Origin of the sequence: Zobellella denitrificans (assembly GCF_002407485.1) — a bacterium.
Taxonomy (GTDB): Bacteria; Pseudomonadota; Gammaproteobacteria; order Enterobacterales; family Aeromonadaceae; genus Oceanimonas; species Oceanimonas denitrificans.
Map to the genome: position 1 here is coordinate 2,710,834 of NZ_CP012621.1, position 13,607 is coordinate 2,724,440.

At 58.0% G+C, this 13,607-nt stretch carries 10 protein-coding genes and 1 pseudogene; all 11 read right to left on the reverse strand.

From position 1 onward, the window contains the following. Positions 1-1,050 precede the first annotated feature (1,050 nt). Positions 1,051-2,409 (reverse strand): MBL fold metallo-hydrolase RNA specificity domain-containing protein, encoded by a 1,359-nt coding sequence (locus AN401_RS12855; protein WP_096779585.1) that lies wholly within the window; start codon positions 2,407-2,409, stop codon positions 1,051-1,053. A gap of 274 nt (positions 2,410-2,683) precedes the next feature. Further along, positions 2,684-3,934 carry an O-antigen ligase family protein gene (locus AN401_RS12860; protein WP_096779586.1) on the reverse strand — a complete coding sequence of 417 codons (1,251 nt, stop codon included), beginning with the start codon at positions 3,932-3,934 and terminating at the stop codon, positions 2,684-2,686. Positions 3,935-3,957: 23 nt separating this feature from the next. Next, positions 3,958-4,530, reverse strand: a pseudogene (locus AN401_RS12865) (polysaccharide biosynthesis protein); the annotation flags it as partial. 23 nt (positions 4,531-4,553) lie between these two features. Further along, the gene (gene galE, locus AN401_RS12870) at positions 4,554-5,567 is read right to left on the reverse strand and encodes a UDP-glucose 4-epimerase GalE (RefSeq protein WP_096779587.1); all 1,014 of its coding nucleotides are present in this window, start codon (positions 5,565-5,567) and stop codon (positions 4,554-4,556) included. A gap of 89 nt (positions 5,568-5,656) precedes the next feature. Then, positions 5,657-7,561, reverse strand: coding sequence for a nucleoside-diphosphate sugar epimerase/dehydratase (locus AN401_RS12875; RefSeq protein ID WP_232513309.1), 1,905 nt, complete (start codon positions 7,559-7,561; stop codon positions 5,657-5,659). Between the two features lie 90 nt (positions 7,562-7,651). Further along, the gene (locus tag AN401_RS12880; protein WP_096779589.1) at positions 7,652-8,203 is read right to left on the reverse strand and encodes a sugar transferase; all 552 of its coding nucleotides are present in this window, start codon (positions 8,201-8,203) and stop codon (positions 7,652-7,654) included. After that, positions 8,187-9,131, reverse strand: coding sequence for a UDP-glucose 4-epimerase family protein (locus AN401_RS12885; protein ID WP_096779590.1), 945 nt, complete (start codon positions 9,129-9,131; stop codon positions 8,187-8,189). Before AN401_RS12885 ends, AN401_RS12880 begins: the two co-directional genes overlap by 17 nt. A gap of 1 nt (position 9,132) precedes the next feature. Then, a complete protein-coding gene (locus AN401_RS12890; protein WP_232513310.1) occupies positions 9,133-10,311 on the reverse strand; it encodes a glycosyltransferase in 1,179 nt (392 codons plus the stop codon). Then, positions 10,296-11,426, reverse strand: a complete 1,131-nt coding sequence (wecB, locus tag AN401_RS12895) for a non-hydrolyzing UDP-N-acetylglucosamine 2-epimerase (protein WP_096779592.1) — start codon at positions 11,424-11,426, stop codon at positions 10,296-10,298. Before wecB ends, AN401_RS12890 begins: the two co-directional genes overlap by 16 nt. 22 nt (positions 11,427-11,448) lie before the next feature. Next, on the reverse strand, positions 11,449-12,567 hold the full coding sequence (gene wbjC, locus AN401_RS12900) for a UDP-2-acetamido-2,6-beta-L-arabino-hexul-4-ose reductase (protein ID WP_096779593.1): 1,119 nt from the start codon (positions 12,565-12,567) through the stop codon (positions 11,449-11,451). A gap of 2 nt (positions 12,568-12,569) precedes the next feature. Beyond that, positions 12,570-13,604 (reverse strand): polysaccharide biosynthesis protein, encoded by a 1,035-nt coding sequence (locus AN401_RS12905; protein ID WP_096779594.1) that lies wholly within the window; start codon positions 13,602-13,604, stop codon positions 12,570-12,572. Positions 13,605-13,607: the final 3 nt, after the last annotated feature.

A 13,607-nucleotide genomic window follows, 5' to 3' on the forward strand; every position in this document is an offset into this window, starting at 1 on the left:
GCCTGCTTCACTTTGGAGCGCAGGCAGCCCGCCTGCATTCACTTTGGAGCGCAGGCGGCCCGCCTGCATTGCCGCGCAGCGGCAACTCCTGAACTAAAGTGCAACACCCCCTGCGGGCGGGCCGCCCGCGCCCCACCGGCCCGTGCAACACCCCAGCTTTGGAGGGGTAGCCACCCTTGGAGCGCAGGCGGCCCGCCTGCATTGCCGCGCAGCGGCAACCCCTCAACTAAACTGCAACACCCCTTGCGGGCGAGCCGCCCGCGCCCCACCGACCCGTGCAACACCCCGGCTTTAGAGGGGTACGCCACCCCTGGAGCGCAGGCGGCCCGCCTGCATTGCCGCGCAGCGGCAACCCCTCAACTAAACTGCAACACCCCTTGCGGGCGAGCCGCCCGCGCCCCATCGGCCCGTGCAACACCCCGGCTTTCGTGGTTCTTGTCGCCGTAGGTGCCTTCCAGCACCAGCAGATCCCGCCAAAGAAATGTACCAGATGCGCAAAAAAAATTGCCTTAATCTACCTTTGCGGAAAAAATGTTGGCTATGCGATAAAAATTTTCAGCAGCCTCCCTGCCGCTTGCACAGGAGAGGAGTAAGCAGTTTTCCCCGGCAATGCCGGCGATTCTCTGCTGCGGGCGGGCCGCCCGCGCCCCACCGACACGTGCAACACCCCTTGCGGGCGGGTCGCCCGCGCCCCACCGGCTCCTGCAACACCCAGGCTTTAGAGGGGTACGCCACCCCTGGAGCGCAGGCGGCCCGCCTGCATTGCCGCGCAGCGGCAACCCCTCAACTAAAGTGCAACACCCCTTGCGGGCGAGCCGCCCGCGCCCCATCGACCCGTGCAACACCCCGGCTTTAGAGGGGTAGCCACCCCTGGAGCGCAGGCGGCCCGCCTGCATTGCCGCGCAGCGGCAACCCCTCAACTAAACTGCAACACCCCTTGCGGGCGGGCCGCCCGCGCCCCACCGACCCGTGCAACACCCCGGCTTGGAGGGCTCGCCACCCCCGGAGCGCAGGCGGCCCGCCTGCATTGCCGCGCAGCGGCACCCCCGACTAGCGCCCAATGACCACCCGGGTCGCCGGCAGCATCGCCTCCAGCCTTTGCTTCAGCACCGCCTTGGCCTTCCCCTCCCCGTGGATCAGTCGGATTTCCCCCGGCGGCGGCGCTATCCCCGCCACAAAATCCAGCAAATCCTGCTGGCCGGCATGGGCCGAGTAACCGCTGACTTGGTGCACTTGGGCTTTGATGTCATAACGCTCCCCGTCCAGCTCCACCCAGCCGCCCTTGGGGCCGTAGTCCAAAATGGCGCGCCCCGGCGTGCCCTCGGCCTGGTAGCCCACAAACAGGATGTCGTTGCGGGCCTCGTTCAGCAGCGCCTTGAGGTAATTCACCACCCGCCCGCCGGCGCACATGCCCGAGCCCGCCAGCACCACGCAGGGCCGGCGCGAACGCGCCAGGTAGCCCACGGCGTTGAGATGATCCCGGTGGCTGTTGACCACCGTCAACTGCTCGAAGGAAAGCGGATGCCGGCCATCGGCCAGCAGGGCCTGGGCCTCGGCGTTCCAGAACGGCTTGAGCTGGCGGTAAAGGGCAGTGAAGTTGGCCGCCAGGGGCGAGTCCACCACCACCTCCAACTGGTTCCAGGGCAAGTCGGGCGCGGCCGCCTCGGTGCCGAATTCGGCGATAAGGCTTTCTAGTTCATACAAAATATCCTGGGTGCGGCCCAGGCTGAAGGCCGGGATCAGCAGGGTGCCGCCATCGGCCAGGGCGTGCTCTATGGCCTCTTTCAGCCGCAGCCGGCGGTGTTGCCGGCTTTCGTGATTCTTGTCGCCATAGGTGCTTTCCAGCACCAGCAAATCACAGGCCTCCGGCGGCCTTGGCGCCACCAGCAAGGGAGAATGGGGCGCCCCCAGGTCGCCGCTGAACACCACCCGCTTGTGCCAGGCCTCGCACTCCACATAGGCCGAACCCAGGATATGGCCGGCCCGCTGCAACCGTATCCGCACCGCACAATCGGGCACCGGCTGCCACTGGCCATAGGGCAAGGGCACCAGACGCGACTCCAGCAAGGCCAGTACCCGCCGCACCAGCGCCTTGTCGCGGGTAAAGCCGATACCGAGGGCATCCTCCAGCATGGCCGGCAACAGCAGGGCCGAAGGTTGGGAACAGTAAATGGGCCCCGTGAAGCCGGAGCCCAGCAAATAGGGCAGACGCCCGACGTGATCGATATGCACATGGGTGACCACCAGCGCCCGGATATGGCCGATGTCGAAGTCGATGGCCGGGCTAGCCCCGGCCTCCGCCCCCTGGAACAGGCCACAGTCGATAAGAATGCCGGCATCATCCACCCGCAGCTCGTGGCAAGAGCCGGTCACCCCCTTCACCGCCCCGTGGTGCAGCACCTGGACCATAGCGCCTCCCGTGAATTAGAACCAATTGAGGCTAAATATAAACCAATAAGCGGGGAAGCGTGAGGTGTGAGGTGTGAGGTGTGAGGTGTGAGGTGTGAGGTGTGAGGTGTGAGGTGTATTGGAGCGCAGGCGGCCCGCCTGCATTCCCGCGCAGCGGGAACCCGAGCCAAAGAGCAGCACCCTTGCGGGCGAGCCGTCCGCGCCTCATCGGCCCAAAAACAAATGGGGGAGCCAAAGCTCCCCCGTTTGTTTAAGATTCGCGCCACAGCCAGAACTATGGCACCCGCTCGCCGGCGGTGATACCACTTTCCTCAGGCCGGCGCAGCATGGCATAAATGGCCACCACGGTCAGCGCATAGCAGCTGGACATCACATTGCCTTGCAAGGGCGCCTCGCTGATACCGTAAATCATAAAGCCTCCCACAAAGGCCACGCCGGTCACCGCCAGCGCCTTGGTTTGTCCCTCGCTTTGCACGGCCTTGCGCAAGAATATAACACCGGGCACCAAAAACAGCATCAGCAAGGCCATTAACCCCAGAGCACCACGCCCGGCCAGCGCTTCGAAATATTCGCTATGCGCATGCCCGCGCGACACAGTCAGCACCTGGGGTATAACAATACCTTCTTCCACCAGATCGGCGTTTAGCGCTTCCCTTTGGTTGTAGTTCAGCCCGTAAACCGGGCTTTGCTTAAAGGCGGAAATAGCTGCTTTCCAAAGCTCCAGCCGCAAACCGGCGGAAGTATAGGCCGCTTCTTGGTTGGCACTTTCATAGTTCACAATATCGCTGATCAAAACATGAAAACGTTGCTCTACCTGGGGTATGGCCACATAACTTGCAACCGGAAGAGATACAGTCGCCGCCAAACAGGCTAACAGCAGTTTTCCACCAATTTCCTTTCGGTAAATAAACAACATTATCGCAAGCAAGGGGGGCACGGCAATATAGGCCCCTTTGGTGCCGGTGAGAAGCATGGCGATGAGGGCGCTGACAAAGCCAACCAAAGAAAAAGCTCGTTTCAGGTTGTTATCAAAAAACCAGATACCGGGCAGGCATAAAAACGCCAGGGCACAGGCCAGGTAACCGAAATTAATGCTGTATAAAAATCCATCTACTCTCGACATGCCCAGGTAGAAATATTGATAAAGGGCCAACAACAAGGCTCCAACCGCGCCAACATTGGCCCCGCCAAACAACCATCCGGCTTTTGGCGGGGTGTTAAGCAGCAGCAACAGCACCGGAATGGCCAACAGGTAGCGCAGGGTAAGATCGAGATAACGGCCACGAAAACCATCCGATACAAAGGGAGGCAGCACCGTCAAAAAGATAAACAGCAGGGTCACGATAAGCAGTTTATCCGTAAATGTCAGCTCAGGCTTGTTCTTCACCCTGAACATGAAAAGTACCCCTACCAACAGCAAAATGGCAAAGGCCGCCACCGACACGCCCGGCGTTGCCAGCAGCAGTGCCAGTGACAAAAACACCATCCATGACGTTAACTTGTTGTTATTAATCCAGCGTTCCATTAACACTCCCGCATAGCTGCAACCTATTCATTTACTACCTTTTTTTCATCCACAAGCAGTTCATTCCACACCAGATCACAAATACCATCCTGGGGGGTAAAGGCCGTTGGTGCCTGTAACATCAGCTCACGGATTTTCTCTTGGTTATAATCCTCGCAGGCCTGCTCCAGTTCATCCAACAGCCTGGCCACTTCCGGCCAGGGCAAATGTACCTCGCGGGCGGCGCGAATGCGCGGGTGCAGGGTAGGCTGTTCATCGGCCCCGATCAACAGTTCTTCGTACAATTTCTCTCCCGGGCGCAAACCGGTAACCCTGATTTCGATATCTCCATCGGGGTTTTGTTTGTCTTTTACCTCGTAGCCCATCAGGCGGACCATTTTACGGGCCAGGTCGATGATCCTGACCGGCTCGCCCATGTCCAGCACAAAGACATCCCCTCCCCGGCCCATGGCACCGGCCTGGATCACCAGCTGGGCGGCCTCGGGAATGGTCATAAAGTAGCGGGTGATCTCCTGGTGGGTAAGGGTAATGGGGCCGCCGGCGCGGATTTGTTTTTTGAACAAGGGCACCACCGATCCGCTTGAACCCAGCACGTTGCTACAGTCGGCGCGGAACAAACTCATCGGTACCCTTGCGGATTCTGTTTCTGCCAACGCCAGGTATCCGCCATCATCCTCGCCAAATCACGCTCGGCCACCCAACACAGCTCTTCTCGTGCCTTGGTGGCATCGGCCCAAAATGCCGGCAAATCGCCGGGCCGGCGCGGCGCAAACTCAAAGGGAATGGGGTTTCCGCAAGCCTGCTCAAAGGCACGCACCATTTGCAGCACCGACACCGCCCGCCCGGTGCCCAGGTTAAACGGATGCACACCCGTATTGCCGGCCAGAAAATCCAGCGCCTTGACGTGGCCTGTTGCCAAATCCACCACATGCAGATAATCCCGCTCGCAGGTGCCATCGGCCGTGGGGTAATCATTGCCAAACACCGACAACCGCTCCCGCCGGCCCACCGCCACTTGGGCGATAAAAGGCATGAGGTTGTTGGGAATGCCGAACGGATCTTCCCCAATCAGCCCCGACTCATGCGCCCCCACCGGGTTGAAATAACGCAGCAGGGCAACGCACCAACGCGGGTCGGCCACCGACAAATCCGTCAGCAACTGCTCCACAATGGCCTTGGAGGTACCATAAGGGTTGCTGGTGTGCCCCCTCGGCATGGTTTCCACATAGGGAACGGGGGCATCTGCACCGTACACGGTGGCGGAGGAACTGAACACCAGCCGGAACACCCCGGCCTTGCGCATGGCATTGGCCAGCACCAGGGTGCCGTTTACATTGTTGTCGTAATATTCCAGCGGTCTTTGCACACTCTCGCCAACCGCTTTAAGACCGGCAAAGTGTACCACCGCCTCGATGGCATGCTTGGTAAACAGCTTGTCCAGCAAGGCGGCATCACGCACGTCCCCCCGGACAAAGTTCACGCTCCGACCGGTGATAAGTTCTACCCGGCGCAACGACTCAACCGAAGCGTTGCACAAGTTGTCCAGCACCAGCACCTGCCGCCCCGAACCCAGCAACTCCACCAGTGTATGGGAGCCGATATAACCGGCTCCCCCTGTTACCAGAATGGTCATGATATATCCCTAAAACAACAAGCCGGGCATAAGCCCGGCCAAAATATGGTTGTAGTGCCCGGCACCGCAAAACCTGGCTAAGGCGCGCCTTAGCGCAGTAATTGCACTACGTTTTTTTCCGCCGTTGCGGCTGTTAACGCTTCGGGCTCCGCTCCCGGTTTTTGCTTTTCTGTCCAGACCAGATCGCAGATGCCATCCTGGGGAGTGAAGGCGGTGGGGGCGCCAAGCAGCAATTCGCGGATACGCGGTTGGTTATAATGCTCGCAGGCCTGCTCCAGTTCATCCAACAGCCTGGCCACTTCCGGCCAGGGCAAATGTACCTCGCGGGCGGCGCGAATGCGCGGGTGCAGGGTAGGCTGTTCATCGGCCCCGATCAACAGTTCTTCGTACAATTTCTCTCCCGGGCGCAAACCGGTAACCCTGATTTCGATATCTCCATCGGGGTTTTGTTTGTCTTTTACCTCGTAGCCCATCAGGCGGACCATTTTACGGGCCAGGTCGATGATCCTGACCGGCTCGCCCATGTCCAGCACAAAGACATCCCCTCCCCGGCCCATGGCGCCGGCCTGGATCACCAGCTGGGCGGCCTCGGGAATGGTCATAAAGTAGCGGGTGATCTCCTGGTGGGTAAGGGTAATGGGGCCGCCGGCGCGGATTTGTTTTTTGAACAAGGGCACCACCGATCCGCTTGAACCCAGCACGTTGCCAAAGCGCACCATGCAAAAACGGGTTTGCTGTTGCCGCAGGGCCAACCCCTGCAGCACCAGCTCGGCCAGGCGCTTGCTGGTACCCATCACGTTGGTAGGGCGTACCGCCTTGTCGGTAGAGATAAGCACAAAGGTTTCCACCCCGCAGTTGATGGCGGCTTCCGCCGCCCGCCAGGTGCCGAACACATTGTTGCGCACCCCCTCCACCACGTTGTATTCCACCAGGGGCACATGCTTGCAGGCGGCGGCGTGGTAAACGGTTTGCACGCCAAAGGCGCGCATCACCGCCTCCAGCCGGTTTTGCCGCTGCACCGAGGCCATAATGGGCACAATGCGCACAGCGTAACCAGCCTCACGGCACATGCCATTCAGCTCCTGATCGATTTGATACAGGGCATATTCCGACATTTCAAACAACACCAGAGTGCGCGGCCCCTGCTGCACAATTTGCCGGCACAACTCGGAGCCAATGGAGCCACCGGCACCGGTTACCATCACCACCTTGCCGCGAATGTTGGCACTAATCAGATCAGGAAAAGGCTCCACCGGATCCCTACCCAACAAGTCTTCCACACTCACTTCGTGCAGTTCATTCAGTTTTGCCTTACCACTTACAATATCGGCCATGCCGGGAATGGTAAGCATGTCTATCTGCAAGTCTTCCAGCGCATCCACAATCTCCCGCCGGCGCTGGCGGCTGATGCTGGGCATGGCCAGCAACAGTTTTTGTGCACCATAGCGCTCCACCAGCCAGGGTAGCTCGGCCGGGGAATAAACCGTTAATCCCTGCAGCAGGGCCTTTTGCAGGCCGGGGTTGTCGTCTACAAACGCCACGGCGCGATATTCACTGCCATGGGTTAGCGAAGTGTTCAACTGACGGCCGGAAGATCCGGCCCCGTAAATAATAACCGGGGTTTTCTGCTTTTTGGTGCTTTGGTTATACAGCGCCCGGGCCATGCTGCGGGCACCGCCGCACAGCAGCAACGCCAACGATGCATAAATAACCGGCACCGAGCGGGGCAAAAACGCATTGAAGTAATAGGCCGCCAGCACCATGGTAACGGCCGACACCGCCACCCCGCCCATCATCACCAGGGTAGCGTGATGCCCCAGGTAACGCAGTACAGCCCGGTAAAGGCCAAAGCGCACAAAACACAGCAGGGTAACCGGCACCATGGCCGCCAACACCAGCCAGTGCCGGAACGAGCCCAGCAGGCTGACGCTGTCCAGCCGCAGCAGGTAAGCTGCCCAGAACGCCAGCGAAATAAACAGCGTATCCAGCAACAAGCTGATAATACGCTTTACCGAGCGAGGCTGTTGAAACAACCAGTGAATGGCCTGATGGATCATGCAATATCCCGTTGGTGTATTGTTATTTCAGCTTTTTACCCGATCGCCACTGCCCTTGCCGGATACGGTAAGCAGTATGTAGCGAAAATAATCCTTAACCGACAGCGACTGGATCATTTTTTTGTCCGTCTCGGCCAGCAGCACGGGGGTGGACATGTCAATTTCATTCACCTGTGCCAGGCCGGTAATGCCGGGGCGCACATCATACACACCGTGAGCAGCTCGGGCTCTCGTCAGCTCTTCCTGATTAAACAGGCCGGGCCGTGGCCCCACCAGGCTCATTTCACCTTTCAGCACGTTCCACAGCTGAGGCAGTTCATCCAGTTTGGTACGGCGCAAAAAATGGCCAAAAGGAGTAATGGATGATGCGCTTGCCAAGTGAGAAGCTACAGAAGCAGTGTCCACCTTCATGGTGCGAAACTTGACCAGGGTAAAGGGCTTTTGGTGACGCCCTACCCGCACCTGGCGAAAAATGGGAGAACCGGTGTCAAACAGGCCGATAAGGGTAAGCAGCACCAGCACCGGAAAGCCGAACACCAGCCCCAGCAGCGAAAATACAATATCAAACAACCGAATCATCAAAACACCTCTTTAATCCTTGCTCCACCGACAGCGGCGGCATCCAGCCCAATACATTACGCGCCTTGGAAATATCCACCTGCAGCGAGCCCAGCAAGCGCTGTGCAACCGCCTTTTTACCCAACGCAGTAGCCCCCAACTGCAGCAAGCCCGCCGGCACCGGCAACAATCGGCAAGGTTTGCCTGCTGCATTGGCCACTCCACGCAGCAGCTCGGTAGTGGAGACATCTTCACCATCCCCGGCCAGAAACACCTGGTTGGCAGCGGCGGGATGATCGATGCAGGTGATGATAAGGTCAACCAGATTATCCAGTGCAACCAGCGTTCGCTTGTTGTGAACGGCTCCCAAAGGTAACGGCAAACCATTTTCAACCAGCTTGATCATGCTGGCAAAATTGCCCTTTACACCCGGCCCATACACCAGTGGAGGGCGGATAATCACCACCTCCATCCCGGTTTCGGCAGCCAGTTGCTGCAAGCCCTGTTCGGCTTCACGCTTGGCAATACCGTAGGCATCTTCCGGTGCGGGAGCATCTTCAGCCGTAAAGGGCTTGCCCAACGGCGTTTGCTCACCATTCACCTTGATGGAGCTGATAAAAATAAAGCGCTTCACGCCTGCAACTGCCGCTTGCCGGGCAAGGTTAAGCGAGCCCTCTACATTCACCTTACGGTATTCCGCCAAGGGATCAGCCACTTCATCTTTCATGATGTGGGCACGGGCCGCGGCATGAATAACAACTTGTTGTTCGGCCAGGGCGGCTGACCAGCCGGTGCCGGCATCAAGGCCCTGCACTTCAACAATGCAAGCAGCCGGAACTTCAGCATGGCGACGCACGGCGGCAGTCAGGTGAATATCCGGCCTGGACTGCAGTACTTCAGCAAGCCGGCTACCCAGAAAACCGGTGGCCCCCGTTAGTAGTAGATTCATATTACTCCAACACTATCTTGTCCAGCGCATTGACAAATACATCAAACCTGAGCCTGGCCTTCAGTATTTCTCTTGCATTTTGATCACCGGCCTCATTTACAGCACCATTTTCAATATCTGAAAAAATGCCAGCCAATGCATCAATCTCCGGTTTTACAACCAAACCCACGCGGTTCTCCTTTACCCATTGAGCCACCCCCGTATGTTCACCACAAACGGCCAGTATATTTGCACCTGAAAAAACATAGGATGACGACTTACTGGGAAAAGCAAACCGCGTTACATCATCCTCAATAGGTAGCAATGCCCAGGTGTAATCGGCATTAATCTGAGCAGCCTCAGTGGGAGTAACCTGGCCGTGGTAATGGAAATGCTCGAATCTATCAGAAAAGGCCCTTAAGTGGTCTGCATATACACCACCACCTGCAAAACTGAATAAAAGCTGGCCTCCCCGGGCAAAGTACGTTTCTATTGCATCAAGCACCAGAGGTATCCGCTGCAACCTTCCGGCATTGCCGCAGAAGGAAAAACCCGAAACTTTAGGTTTGGTTGTATCAATACCATCGAATGATACAGCCGGGTTGTCCAGCACATGAACAGGTGCGGCAGTGCCTGATCGGGCACGAATTTCAGCCGCCATCTGCTCGGTGATGGTGATCAGACACTTCGCCTTGCGCATGGTCAGAGCGTCCATCTTCAGCAGGATATTATACACCCACTTGTTAACCGGTATGATAACATTCGCAGCCTCCGGGTGGATATCCTGCAGATGGTAGATATATTCAGCACCAAATAACCGGCTATAGAGCATGACAATAAAGGGAACAACAACCGGCGGGTCTGTCGAAACATAGACTTTGCGGGGCCTTACCCACAGCAGCACTGCCAGCACCCAGAGCATGAAAAACACGGCATCGCAGGCTCTGAGCAATATGCCACTGGCTGATGTGGTTAAGGCTTTGGCAGGGTAGAAATTTACACCCTCACCGCGATTTTCTTTCGCCAGCCTGGCCTTGATACCAGCATGATCCTGCATAATTACCGACACAGAGTATCCCTTGGCTGACGCACCTTCAGCAAATCGCAAAAGGGCTTCGCCAATTACAGGGTATACTGGCCAAAAGCTGCGATTAATAACAGCCACTTTAATAGGCTTTCGGGTCATCAATACTGCTTCCACACAGTGCGCATTACATAATCCCGGTAGCTGTGGATGATCCGCACTACCTTGCCGGCCACATTGGGCATGCTGTAGTCGGCCACCAGGCGCAGGCTGCGCGCTTCTCCCCTGGCCTGGCTTTCCAGGATCTGCAGGCCCTGCAGCACCCGCTCCAGCTCCAGGCCCACCATCATGGCGGCGGCCTCTTCCATGCCTTCCGGGCGTTCGTGGGCTTCGCGGATATTCAGCGCCGGAAAGTTGAGGATGGAAGACTCCTCGTTGATGGTGCCACTATCGGACAGCACCGCCCTGGCGGTAAGTTGCAGCTTGTTGTAGTCCTTAAATCCCAGCGGTTTGAGCAAACGCACGTTGGCATGAAAGCTCACGCCCATGGCATCCACCCGTTTTTGGGTGCGCGGATGAGTGGACACAATCACCGGGTAGCCAAACTGCTCGGCCACGGTATTGAGGATATTCACCAGCTTGAGGAAGTTTTTGTCGGAGTCGACGTTTTCTTCCCGGTGGGCACTCACCACAAAGAACTTGCCGGCTTCCAGGCCCAGCCGCTCCAGCACGTCCGAGGCCTCTATGCCGCCACGGTAATGGTTGAGCACCTCGAACATGGGACTGCCGGTTTTGATCACCCGGTCCGGCTCCAGCCCTTCGCGCAGCAGGTAGTCGCGGGCGATGGTGCTGTAGGTAAGGTTGATGTCGGCGGTGTGATCCACAATGCGACGGTTGATTTCTTCCGGCACCCGCATGTCGAAACAGCGGTTGCCCGCCTCCATATGGAAGGTGGGGATCTTGCGGCGTTTGGCCGGGATCACCGCCATGCAGCTGTTGGTGTCACCCAGCACCAGCAGCGCCTGGGGCTGCACCTCGGCCAGCACCTTGTCCACCGCGATGATCACCTTGCCTATGGTCTCGGCACCGCTGGCACCTGCCGCGTTAAGAAAATAGTCCGGCTTGCGGATGCCCAGATCCTGAAAAAAGATCTCGTTCAGCTCGTAATCGTAGTTCTGGCCGGTGTGCACCAGAATGTGCTCGCAATGTGCATCCAGCGCCGCCAGCACACGGGAAAGGCGGATGATCTCGGGGCGGGTGCCCACTACGGTCATGACTTTTAACTTGTTCATTATTATTCCTGCTTTTGCTTGCTCAGGCCTGGGTGCCCACCGGGCGGGCATAGGTATCCGGATGCTCGCGGTCAAAAATTTCATTGGCCCACAGCATGACCACCATTTCATCGTTGCCCACGTTGGTAATATCGTGAGTCCAGCCCGGCACGGTTTCCACTATTTCCGGCTGCTCGCCGCTGGTGAACAGCTCATAAAACTCGCCGCTCATAATATGGCGAAACCGAAAACAGGCCTTGCCCTTGATCACTAAAAATTTCTCGGTTTTGGAGTGGTGATAGTGGCCGCCACGGGTAATGCCGGGATGGGCGGTAAAAAACGAGAACTGGCCGGCATCGGGGGTTTTGAGCATTTCCACAAACACGCCGCGTTCATCACCGTATTTGGGCACCGGGTAGGTAAAGCGCTCGGGCGGCAGATAGCTGAGATAGGTGGAGTAGAGCGCCCTCACCAGGCCGGTGCCTACCCGCTCGCTGACAAGGCTGGTACGGCTGTCGCGAAAACGCTGTAACTGCCCGGCCAACTCGCCCACGGTAATACGGTATTCCGGCGCCACCGCCACAAAGGGGTTACCGGCTAACTTGCCTTCCATCCCCGCCACGAAGTGGCTGATCACATCATCAATGTACACCAGGCGGATCTCGGCGGCCGGATCGTTGATCTGGATGGGAAGATCACGGCTGATGTTATGGCAGAAGGTGGCCACCGCCGAATTGTAGTTGGGCCTGGCCCACTTGCCGAATACATTGGGCAGGCGGAACAGGTGCACGGCACTGCCATGCTGCTCGGCCAAATCCAGCAGTGCCTGCTCGGCATGGCGTTTGCTTTGGCCGTAGGGGTTATCCTGCTCGGCCTGGATGGAGGAGGTGTAAAGCACGGGAATTTGACGACCACTGCCGGCAATGGCCTGGCACAGGCTGCGGGTAAGATCGGCATTGCCAGTGCTGAACTCGGCGGGATCCTGCGGGCGGTTGATGCCGGCCAGGTGGAATACAAAATCCACTCCTTCCAGCAACACCGGCAAATCTGCCAGCCGATGCGCGCGGGTAAAGGGTACCAGGGTGATATCCGCCCGCTCGCCGAGGTGGGCCACCAGGTTCTGGCCCACAAAGCCGTTGGCGCCGGTAATGAGCACACGCATGCTTATTCCTCCGGATTGATGTATTCGCCTTGCTGCAGGGCACGGATAAAGTCGAGCTTGAGCAGCAGCTTCTGCATGCCGGCCACGTCCAGCCGCTCGGTGTTGTGGGAGTTGTAGTCTTCGGTGTGGGAAATTTTTTCTTCGCCCTGCTCCACAAACTTGCCGTAGTTGAGGTCACGCAGATCGGGCGGCACCCGGTAGTAGCCTCCCAAATCCTCGGCACAGGCCATTTCTTCCCGGCTGAGCAACGCCTCGTACAGCTTTTCACCATGGCGGGTGCCAATGACCTGAATGGGATAATCCGGCTGCTCCAGCAGGCTGGTAATGGCCCGGGCCAGGGTCTCGATGGTGGCGGCAGGCGCTTTTTGCACGAACATATCGCCATTGTTGCCGTGTTCAAAGGCGTAGAGCACCAGATCCACCGCGTCCGCCAGGGTCATCATAAAGCGGGTCATGTGGGGGTCGGTAATGGTCAGCGGCTTGCCGGCACGCATTTGATCCACAAACAAGGGAATCACCGAGCCGCGAGACGCCATTACGTTGCCGTAGCGGGTGCCACAGATCACGGTTTTGCTGCTATCCACATTGCGGGACTTGGCCACCATCACCTTTTCCATCATCGCCTTGGAAATGCCCATGGCATTGATGGGGTAAACGGCCTTGTCGGTGCTCAGGCACACCACCCGCTGTACCTGGTTCTGAATGGCCGCTTCCAGTACGTTCTCGGTACCCAGAATATTGGTCTTAACCGCCTCCATGGGATGGAATTCACAGGAAGGCACCTGTTTGAGGGCCGCAGCGTGGAAAATGTAGTCCACACCACGAGTGGCGTTTAACACGCTCTGATAGTCACGCACATCGCCGATGTAAAACTTAAGCTTGGGATTGGCATAGCGCTTGCGCATATCATCCTGTTTTTTCTCATCCCGGCTAAAGATGCGGATCTCGGCAATATCGGTATCGAGGAAGCGATTAAGCACAGCGTTACCAAAAGAACCAGTACCACCAGAGATAAAAAGAACTTTACTCTTAAACATAAA